The sequence below is a fragment of the Psychrobacter sp. Ps2 genome (genome assembly GCF_022129405.1).
In the GTDB taxonomy this organism is placed as follows: Bacteria; Pseudomonadota; Gammaproteobacteria; order Pseudomonadales; family Moraxellaceae; genus Psychrobacter.
In genome coordinates this window covers 81,436-90,093 of record NZ_JADQAM010000052.1, presented here as the reverse complement: position 1 = coordinate 90,093, position 8,658 = coordinate 81,436, and the positions used below count along the sequence as shown (strand labels likewise).

The window sequence follows — 8,658 nt, the reverse complement described above, 5'->3', positions numbered from 1 at the left end:
CCGCGGCTGTTCTAGCAGTCACTTCAGCCGTAAAAAACTCTAACAGCCTTCGCTGTACTTTTTTACTTAGTTTACAAACCCCAACTCTGACCTTTTCACCTAATAAAATTAGAAAAAGAAATAACCTCTTGAAGCTATATATTCTATAGTGTTAAGAGGTTTTTTTATGTCTAAAATAATACTAACTATTTAATAATAACGATTATTTTATGATATTAAGCTCCACAATACTAAAGCGTTTGACACCTAAGTGATTATTGGATAACATGAATTGTATTCACTATTATTGTATATGTAATGAAAAATAATAAACTTAAGGTTGGGCAAAAACTTGCCAATCCTAGTAAGGATAATTTGTATGTACATCCGTATGCTAAAGCCGCTTTATGTGTTTGGCAGAGATTGAGACCTAAAACGACTTATATCAATATGAAGTTTTTGGATAACTTCTACCGTCCACCACTTCGCTTGGTTGATGGAGGAGACGGTGCTTTCTATTTCTTTAATGATTTTCAAAGAGTCGATCAGGTCTTAAGGTTAGAGAATGATAGTGATTACCCATGTTTAATAATCCCTGAAAGTATTAAAGATGTTCAGCAGCTCGCATGGAGGGATGTTATAGACTTGATATCCTTGAAAGGTATTCACCATCCTGATTTGTTTAAAGCACTTAAATGCACTGCACCTCAAAGTGTTATATGTCAGCTAATGGGAATTAAGCAACTGACCGTGAAGGAGTATTGCCATTTTGCAGGTATTAGCCAGAGTAGTTATGAATATCGCCAATGTAAGTTTGCACTAGAAGATCGAGTTCTAGGTATTCCTCAAAGTATGAGCTGGTTGAGTGGTGCACCCTAATGAATATAAAGCAGTTTGATAACAGCGAATTACAAAAGGTTTTAGATCATTTAGTGCCACTTGATTCACCGTACTATATAAAACTACAAACCCTGATTATTAACATCATTTATATTAATTCAGGCTTTTGCTTACATAGTGGTGAGCAGACCAACATAGATATGCCAGTACTTGCATCGTCTGAATGTGAAGCTATTGCCAGGGAAGTCGTCAAAGAGAGGAAGATTGAAGATTGGGCAGTCACTTATATGCTGGTCTTGTTTTACCAGAGGTATGGTCAAGTACATCCTGATAATGAAGCATGGCAGTTTATGAGTGCATATCTGCAAATAATTATTATGATTGCTATACGTAAGGATGAACACTCTGCAAAAGTCAGTCAGCTAAGTGTGCGTCTAAGGATGGGGTTGAAGGACAATAACCCACAAGCTGAGATTGTTAAAAAACTGATTGATATCCATGCTCAACATGTTTCACTGACGAAGGCACTAGCAGCATTACGCGTATATGAAGCTAAGATAAGAAGTGATGAAGAGTCAGGCAAAGTGGTTAATCAAAAGTTGGCTGGTAAAATTGGTCAAATAAGACTTGCCTATGAAGTAGTTGCAGAGAACAAAGCGTTTGTAGGTAAAACCTATACCAGCTCACAAAACAATGAGCTTAGTAAAGAACACACTAATAAGCGATACCTTAATAGTGCTGATGAGCCAATACGAGTCACAATATTTGGTAGACCCCATAAAAATGATAACGTATCGGACGCTGAGAATATTGCTGATGATGACCCGCCTGCGCTCTTAGATAATGATTTTAAGCCTTCCAGGACAACCGTTAAATCCTCAGAATTACAGCAATGGAAGCTAAAAAATAAATATCGACATGCCCGCCGTAACCAGTTTTATTTTCCTACCAACCTACGTCAACTAAACCTATTAAGCTATCAAATGCTATTCGCTCGGGTGTGGCAGCTTTTTGGCGTTGTCAGCTATAAACAGCGTCGGGTTTATGCCGTTATATTACTATCAATGCTAAGTGGTCGGAAGGTCCAAGACGTGATTTATGAGTTAGAACTGGATAAAAGTCAGCGCAAGTGGTTGAGTCATGAGAGCGGTTCGGCTGCTGATAGTTATGCTATGAGTAATACTATTAACGTAACTTCAAATCGTAGAAGCCACTTATTGCCACATCGTCAAAGCCATGATGATGAATTTAAATTACCTCTGCCTGCTAGGCTGCAAGCAGTTATTGCAAATAAGTTTTTGGTGGATAGTGATGAGGTCTCTGAAGTGCTAGCAAGCTTAAAAACGCAACTAGAGCTACCAGTGTTATCTAATCAGCATATTGACGCTTGTTTATATATAGTTATAAAGAATGAGCTGCAAGAGCCATTACATGCCGACATGATTACTGGGGTTGATGTGAAGCACAGCTCGCCCTTGTATTACACCAGTATTGAGACGATAAGCTTAGAGAAGACCTACTACAGCGCTATACAGCTATTGACCGAATACTGTACTGCGGACAGCCAAGGTGAGCTGCGACAGCTTAGTATGTCTAGCACGAAAAGTAATCGGTATAAAAAATATGTCGGTAGTGACATGGCCTTAAATACTGATATCTGTCAAAAGTTCTTTGATGAACTTGCTGAGGCAGCTGAGAGTTATAACGGTCGATTAAAGCGGAACGTAAGCATAAGGAAGGACCGTTATGTTGAGCAGTTTAATGCTTATGGTGTCTGGCTATGGCATATCATATTTATTCAGACTGGGATTAGACCTGTAAAGCATGCGCCTGGGCTTTTAAATCAATTTGATTTTAGGCAAAAGCTATTATGGGTGTCGGATAAAGAAGAGCGTCAGGGACAAGGGCAGGGAAGACTTATTCCTCTTAGTGATTTCTTAATCACAGCGATTCAGAATTATATTGAATATATCAAACAATTTGCGGTCATGCATAATTCTATATATCCCAATGATCAATTTCCTATAAATAAAATTTTGAACTCTAGTCAGCCACTTATTCAGCTATTTAGCCAAAATCCCAAAGGCTTTACCGGTATCACGCCTAGTAAAATTCGCTATCAGATAAAACATTTTTTTAGTCATCAAGATAATTGGCTAAGACATCAATTACGTGCACTACTCACGAATAGGTCTCCTGAGCATTTGATCTGCGCCTTATATGGTCATGAACATTCAGATCAGGAGACTATGCATCCCATGTCGTCATTATCCATTAATGAGCTAAAAGCGTTATCCGCTGACTTAGATAAAAAAGTTGCAGTTGAGCTTAACCTACGACAAGTTGAGGTGAGTATATATGGATAACGCCGTTGCTCATCAGTTAAGAGAAGCAAATAAAAGTAAAAGTCATGAGAGTATCAAAAATGAGGCGAAAGTTTTGATAGCGTCTTATGTTGATGACAATCACATACCCACAGGAACAGACTTAACTGAATATTATCAAGCTATTGATAGCGTGCTTGAGATGCATTTTGATACTGCGCATACCTATTACTTAGCCAGGCAAGGTTTTTTAGAATACATACGAAGTTACAACAAAGCTCATGAACTGAATCTAGATGAACCAGTTGTGCCAGTCATAGCAGAGCGTGATCATTTAACAATATCCTATGATTGGATGGTAAATGGTGCTCAAGTAAGCCTTGCTAGCCAGCAAATGATTGAGATATGGCAACGGAAAAGAAGGTTCTCAAACAATGATTTGATTGAGTCAGTGCTCTACTGTAGTGTGATGTATGGGGGATTGAATGACATAGATGTGTTAAAAGCACTGTATCAATGGCTCCTAGGCGAACGTGACATATATCAATTGCAGCTACCAGCAACTGATGAATTACCAGGTTCAGGTGTCAGCAGCAAGAGTTTGGCGCTAATCTTGCTCAGTATTGATGATGACAATTACGGTTGTTCTTATACGCAAAGTCATACCTCAGAGGATGTATCTGCTACAAGCTTACAGCGCTATATAGAGTACATACCTGATGATATGACACTTTGCTTTTTATACGCACTAAAAGATAAAAAGTTAAAAAAAGAAGATGTGAAGTCGTTTGAAACCATTATCAGTGATATTTGTAAGAAGCTAAAACTACAAAATAAAGATAAAAGTAAACCGCATTTATCACAGTTAATAAAATACGCTGACTATCATTGGCGGCAGATGAAGGGAGGCGATATAGACACTGCACTGGCTATTGTTAGACAGGGCAAGATTAAAACGACGGGCTTAACCACAAATAAGCTTATTAATTATAATCAAGAGGTGATTAAATCAAACCCACAGCCGCTCACTTGGGAAGAGTTATTTGTAGCAAGTTATTCAGAATCAGACAAAAAAAGTACCAATAGTAGGGTTTATCCAAGCTTTGGTAAGAATCTTATTAAAGAGGTTCAAGACGCACTTAAGGGCAGTAAAGCATCCGCTATTATACAAGTAGAGCTGTTACAGCAGGAGTTAACCCAACCCAACCCAACCCAACGGCATGCGTCTTTTAGGATGGGTAAAGAGCTTATTGAATGATAGCAATAACAGGTTAAATACCATCAGCAAATATCTGGGATGTATTGGTCGGGATTGGCTGATGCTAACAATGGATGAGAATCTTGATGAATGGTCTGGTGAGGACTTTGAAGCTGTATATGAGGAGATCATTCAAAGTAAGATTAAGGATGGAAGAAAGCAGTCTATTTTGAACAAAGACTCAGGCTTTGGCGAAGACAATCTAGATGCGGATGATGACTTAGTTGGCTGTACAGACGATGTGTTAAGTAAAGGTAGTCTCAATGGCTTAAAGAATGAGCACGTAAAGAAAAACAAAGTTTCATATCTGGATAAGCTCAAAGATACTCAAAAATTTACTTACGGCAGACTACGAGCTTTCCATGATTATCAGAGAGCGTACTATAATGCGCCGTTTGTGTATTTTCCGTGGGGTAATAAACGCCAAGTGGTAAATGCGAACATGATATCACCTCGGATCTATCATGCGATGAAAGAGTATTTGGTCACCTCGGATTTAGATGATGAACAGAAAAACCTTTGCTTAGTAGTCTTAAGTCTTGCGTATCGAACAGGAATGCGTATCAAAGAACTTATCGGTGTTAAAGTTCGTGATATAGCTGATATCTATATTGATGAGTATGGACAGCGAATAGAGCAGCCGCAAATATGGTTAAGACCAAATCGCTATCGGAGATTGAAAAGTAGCAGTGCAAGCCGCCTTATACCAATTAACTGCCTGCTTAAAAAAGACGAGCTAGAACAATTTACTCAGTTATATCGTCAGCAGAAAAGACTGAAGCGTCATTACTTATTTTCTCAAGGTTCAGGCGATCAGCCGTTACCTAGTATATTCTTTAGAAATCTCATGAAGCTGATTTGGGATAAATTGCTAGGGGAGCATGACTTCACATTTCACAGCTTTAGGCATACTGCTATTAGTCAGCTGGCATTAGTACTAAGTAATTCACCATTAGCACAGGTGATGACTGATTATGATAATGAGCAGTGCGAAAAAGTCATAAAAGGTATCCTGGGCTATCATAAAAAGCAGGGCTCTTGGTTTGGGTTGGCCAGCCTTTCAGGACATTTAACGTGCGACACAACCTTCGAGCACTATATTCATACTGCTCATCTGCTGGCAGGGGAGCGGCTGAGTAATGCTTGCTTGGAGCTACCTATAACAGTTTTAGAGCTAATAACAGGGTTAGATTACTCAATCATTTATAGGCAAGACAAAACTGCTTATGATGCAACGACAAAGACTGTAAAGTTAAATAAGATAAGAAAATATTTTCTTAAAAAAACAGCTGTTAATAAAACACCATTATTTAAGAATGCAGATGAACCTAATATCAATGCTAGCCAGCAACTGTTAAACGGTAACTTGAATGGATTTAATGAGTCAAATATAAATTCAATTTTCATTCATCCTAAATATGCGGACGTAATAGGTTTTCTAGAGGAGCTACAAGAGTTAAAAGAAAACTCTCGAGTTCAGCTGTTGCCTGAAGCTGCTATTAGACATGGTGTAAGTCTAAATGAATCTAAATGTTTATATCTGCGCGCTAGTGAGCTGTTCGACGATGACAGGCTATTACTAGGTAGGCCTAAAGGTAGTAAGAATCAGGAAGTAATAATTAGAGCATTAGATAGAGCATATCAGATGTCTATAAAGGATCCTGAGAAGTTGAAAATGTTTATTAAGATATTTGCACACAAACAAAACTTAAATAACTCATCGATTCATTTTGGTATTAAGGAGATCCAGCTGGAGATGCTACAGAGTTTTATGGTAGTAGGTTGTCAGCTTATTGATGCCAGTCATTGGCAGGTTAGGGCATATAGCGAGCAAGCTGTAAGTGATGTTAAAAAATACTTGAGTTTGAGCAGCTCAATACGTGTCGGTTCTCGTGAGAGTTTTCATGGCTATGAGGTAAGCGTAGTACAGAAAAAACGTAAACACTCTGACAAAAACTTGGCTACCACTGATCACTATTATGCATCATCGGGGGTGCTCAAGTACTTAGGATATTTGTTGATGGTGTTAGTAACTAACCTGAATTCGGGATAAGCTAGTTTTTAAGTTATTGATATTATTTGCATAATCAATATCTGAGCTTAGAAAGTCATGCTTATGACAGTTGTTTATAGGGAAGCTTGCCTTCAAAGAGTTAGCTGATCTTCAAGAGTGATAGGAAGTATCAATACTATCAGTAGCTTAATGGATCTCTTATCCCGAACTGGGGTTAACTAACTAAGAGGAGGAGCCCATCCCATATTCTGGTAGAACCCCAACATTAATTATAAAGTCATTTTATTTACTTTATGCGCAGTACTAACAATCATATTTGCTGCTTGTGTAATTTCTGCTTCAGTAGTCATACGACCCACACAAATTCGTAATGTCGTTTCAGCTTTTTCTTTATTTATACCTATTGCTTTTAAAAGTGGAGGGTATTCCCGATTCAGCCCATCACAAGCTGAGCTAAGAGAAAAGGCAAGATGGGGTTGTAGGTTGTTCAATAACTGAACACTATCTACACCTGATATTGCAAGATACAAGTTTCCTGGATGGCGGCTCTCAGCATCTCCAATAACTTCAACATCAAGTTTCTTGCTTAAGTTTTCGAGGAGTATTTGGCGTAGCTGCTTGAGCGACTCAGCTTCTACCTCTTTATTCTCGCACATTATCTCAGCCGCTTTTTGAAAGCCGACTATTAAAGGAGTAGCCAGAGTTCCAGCTCGTAGTCCATCTTGCTGTCCGCCACCCACAATTGTAGTGGTCAACTAATTTAGGACACCTGAACGGCTCATACTTTGCGTCATGCCCTCACAACTGGCAACGGATTCAGCAAATGTCTTACTGGTGTAATGGGTTCCCTGATCGGAATGAAACAGCACGCCACTGGGTTTGAGCCTAGTGTGATACGCCATCTGTAGGGCTTTAGCGGTCAGCACGCTATCAGGGGAATCTGATACAGCAAAGCCCACCACACGCCGAGCATATAAATCTAAAACAACGGCTAGGTAGCACCAGCCACCCTTGATACGAATGTAAGTCACATCCCCCGTCCAGACTTGATTGGGCGCTGTTGGGCTAAAGTTGCGAGCTAGGATATTGTCATGCGTTTTATGCGCCTCGTCAGCGTGCTTGTATTTGTGCGTCTTCAATTGACAGCTTTTAAGCCTCATCTGCGCCATAAGTTTACCTACCATATAGCGTGATAGCGTGATAGCTTGATGTTGTGTTCATTCATTATTATGGCGGCAATGCTGCGAGCGCCTGCTGAGCGCTTTGAGTCGTTAAATATTTGACGAATTAATGCCTTGTGCTTGACGGTTTCAAGACTGATGGGCTTGGGCTGCATGCCATAGTAGTAACTGCTTTTTATCACGCCAAACAGTTTGCACAGAAGACTTTTATTAACATGCTTGTCTTGCTCTGCAAGCTGACTGATTAGCGATAGCCGTTCAGGCTGTCCAAGGCTAGCAGAGCGGAAGCCTTTTTTAAGATGTTACGCTCCATAGTCAGCCGCTTAACTTGTTTGCGCAATTCTTGAAGCTCGCGCTGCTCATCCGTTAAGGCGTTGCCGACTTTAGGTGCTTGGCCAGTCATTTCTTGACGGTACTGACTCAGCCATTTCTGTAGAGTGGATTTACCTATTCCTAAAGAATCGGCCACGTCAGGTATTTTACGCTTATGATCAACGACTAAGCTGATGGCTTCTAATTTGAATTCTCGGGTATATTGATTGCGTTTGGTGGTCATACTATTTTCCTTCTTTGGGTTAGTATAAACCTCTTATGCGCTGTCCAAGTTTATTATGCCACTACACAGTGACTCTTGAGACAAGAGAGCTTGATATATCAACGTCGTAGATGTCTTTGATGGTTTCAACAATTTCAGTGGTGGTTTGACCCTTGGCATAAAACATGATTATTTTATCATCAAGGCCACTAATACGGGTTTGATGCTTACGCACTAATGCAGGCTCAAAGCTGCTATCGCGGTCTCTTGGGGTAGATATCTCAAGATCGCCTGTGTCACTGCGGACGGTCTTTTTAGTGTGCCCATTGCGCTTATTGGGTTTATCAGCTTTCTCATGCTTAGGATAGCCAAGATGATCTTCCATCTCAGCTTCGAGAGCGGTATCTATAAAGGATTGCATGAGTTGCTTTTGGAAGTCTTTGATGTCATCGAAGCTGCTCATGCTGCTGGCCATTTGCTCGGCCAGTTTTTTAATGTCAGATTGAGTAGTCATTGCTTATTCTCCT

General features: G+C 39.7%; 8 protein-coding genes. 4 read left to right on the top strand and 4 right to left on the bottom strand.

What is annotated here, in order from left to right; all coding sequences use genetic code 11:
• The first annotated feature begins 297 nt into the window (after positions 1-297).
• The 4 genes from I3254_RS07470 to I3254_RS07455 are packed head-to-tail and all read left to right on the top strand — an operon-like array spanning position 298 to position 6,454.
• Complete coding sequence (locus I3254_RS07470; protein WP_238052303.1) at positions 298-858, top strand: hypothetical protein; 561 nt, start codon at positions 298-300, stop codon at positions 856-858.
• A complete protein-coding gene (locus I3254_RS07465; protein WP_238052302.1) occupies positions 858-3,185 on the top strand; it encodes a hypothetical protein in 2,328 nt (775 codons plus the stop codon). The genes I3254_RS07470 and I3254_RS07465 overlap by 1 nt, the downstream gene beginning before the upstream one ends.
• Positions 3,178-4,401, top strand: a complete 1,224-nt coding sequence (locus I3254_RS07460; RefSeq protein WP_238052301.1) for a hypothetical protein — start codon at positions 3,178-3,180, stop codon at positions 4,399-4,401. Before I3254_RS07465 ends, I3254_RS07460 begins: the two co-directional genes overlap by 8 nt.
• A complete protein-coding gene (locus I3254_RS07455) occupies positions 4,394-6,454 on the top strand; it encodes a site-specific integrase (protein ID WP_238052300.1) in 2,061 nt (686 codons plus the stop codon). Before I3254_RS07460 ends, I3254_RS07455 begins: the two co-directional genes overlap by 8 nt.
• 230 nt (positions 6,455-6,684) lie before the next feature.
• On the opposite strand, the gene I3254_RS07450 is transcribed toward I3254_RS07455, so the two are convergent.
• The 4 genes from I3254_RS07450 to I3254_RS07435 form a co-directional block, all read right to left on the bottom strand.
• On the bottom strand, positions 6,685-7,170 hold the full coding sequence (locus I3254_RS07450) for an aminotransferase class V-fold PLP-dependent enzyme (RefSeq protein WP_102092400.1): 486 nt from the start codon (positions 7,168-7,170) through the stop codon (positions 6,685-6,687).
• Positions 7,171-7,584, bottom strand: coding sequence for a DDE-type integrase/transposase/recombinase (locus tag I3254_RS07445; protein ID WP_238052297.1), 414 nt, complete (start codon positions 7,582-7,584; stop codon positions 7,171-7,173).
• Positions 7,585-7,840: 256 nt separating this feature from the next.
• Positions 7,841-8,152 (bottom strand): transposase, encoded by a 312-nt coding sequence (locus tag I3254_RS07440; protein ID WP_102092402.1) that lies wholly within the window; start codon positions 8,150-8,152, stop codon positions 7,841-7,843.
• A 61-nt stretch (positions 8,153-8,213) separates the two neighbouring features.
• A complete protein-coding gene (locus I3254_RS07435; RefSeq protein WP_228707154.1) occupies positions 8,214-8,645 on the bottom strand; it encodes a transposase in 432 nt (143 codons plus the stop codon).
• Positions 8,646-8,658: the final 13 nt, after the last annotated feature.